The organism is Nocardiopsis sp. TNDT3 (genome assembly GCF_003427465.1).
Taxonomy (GTDB): domain Bacteria; phylum Actinomycetota; class Actinomycetes; order Streptosporangiales; family Streptosporangiaceae; genus Nocardiopsis; species Nocardiopsis dassonvillei.
The window spans coordinates 1-1,245 of sequence record NZ_QPFC01001171.1; the positions used below are offsets into that span (position 1 = coordinate 1).

The following is a 1,245-nucleotide window of genomic DNA, read 5'->3' on the forward strand; positions in this document are numbered from 1 at the left end:
GAGTGGTGGGACGCCCGCCCCGGGGGGGAGGGGGAGCGGACTACAGCAGCGCCTGCCAGTTCATGGCCTCGCGACTGTCGGTGGAGGAGTACTCGTGGCTGATCTGCTTCAGGGCCATCTCGGCCTTGAGGAGCAGGGTGTTCATGTCGGCCACGTTGCTCTGCCAGGACCGGTACTTGTTCTGGTACTCCGTGAACATGGCACCCTCGAGCTGGCTCTGGAGGGACTGCATCGTCGTGTTGAGCTGCTCGAGCTGGTTCTCGACGTTCTTGGTCTGGGCGCGCAGTTCGTCGGTGGCCTCGTTGACGTAGGCGTAGGTGACGCTGAAACCGTTGATGCTCATGGTCTCGCCTTCCGGAAAGGGACGGGTGCGGGTGGAGGTGGCGGCCCGGACTCAGCCGGCCTGGTTCGGGTTGAGCTCGTTGATCCACCGCGAACCGGCGATGATGTTGGCGTCCTCCGTGCTGTGCATGGCCTGGACGGTGCCGCCGAAGGTGCCGATCATCCGGTTCATGTCGTTGGTGATGAGCCGCAGCTCCTCCAGCCAGGCGACGACCGCCTCGCTGTAGCTGTTGGAGGCCGCTCCCTGCCAGGAGGCGCGCAGCTTGTCACGCGTGGCGTCCACGCTGGTGTAGACCTCGTTGCACTTGGCGTGGGCCTCGGTCATCGCCTCCTGCGCAAGCCGTTCGCCATCGTCCGTAGTCTGTGTCATCTGCGACATGGGATCTCCTCTGTTGGTTCCATCAGGGGCATCCGGCGTCCTCGAGCATCGACGAGGGCGCCAGCGGGAGGGCGGCAGCCTCCGGGTCGAGCACCGGCCCGGAGGGCAGCAGCCGCAGCAGGGAGGTCGGGACCGGGACGGCCTGGGCCGTCTGGTAGCCGAGGGAGGTCAGAGCGGTCTCGTCGAGCACCGGGTACTTCGCCACGCTGTCGGTGACGAGGTAGTGGGTGGTGGCGGTGCCTCCACCGCCCACGGGCTGGGCGGCGGCGAGCGAGCCCCGGCCGGAGGCGATGCCGACCAGGTCGGGGGTCGGGCACCCGGGGGCGATGCCGGGCCGCTCCTGGACCGGCCAGGCCTCCACCCCGGCGGGGTCGTCCATGCTCACCGACAGCGAGCCGTCGGGGGCCAGCCGCAGGCACGGCACGCCCGCGCCGGCACCCACCAGTTCCGGCGGGGCGGCGGGGTGGCGCTCCTCGCGCGGCCCCTGGCCGTCGGAGAGTCGGCTGTGCGCCTCGCCCGCCGGC

General features: G+C 70.0%; 3 protein-coding genes. All 3 read right to left on the reverse strand.

What is annotated here, in order from left to right; all coding sequences use genetic code 11:
• Window positions 1–40: 40 nt before the first annotated feature.
• Window positions 41–343, reverse strand: coding sequence for a WXG100 family type VII secretion target (locus DQW06_RS25305; protein WP_013152252.1), 303 nt, complete (start codon window positions 341–343; stop codon window positions 41–43).
• Between the two features lie 51 nt (window positions 344–394).
• Window positions 395–721: a hypothetical protein gene (locus DQW06_RS25310; protein ID WP_013152253.1), complete on the reverse strand. Its 327-nt coding sequence runs from the start codon at window positions 719–721 to the stop codon at window positions 395–397.
• 22 nt (window positions 722–743) lie between these two features.
• A partial coding sequence (locus tag DQW06_RS25315) for a type VII secretion protein EccB (protein WP_198662547.1) occupies window positions 744–1,245 on the reverse strand: 502 nt, incomplete at its 5' end.

Bases quoted from the DNA above. Each gene is read 5' to 3' on its own strand.
- DQW06_RS25305 (WP_013152252.1), bottom strand. From the start codon at position 343: ATGAGCATCAACGGTTTCAGCGTCACCTACGCCTACGTCAACGAGGCC.
- DQW06_RS25310 (WP_013152253.1), bottom strand. From the start codon at position 721: ATGTCGCAGATGACACAGACTACGGACGATGGCGAACGGCTTGCGCAG.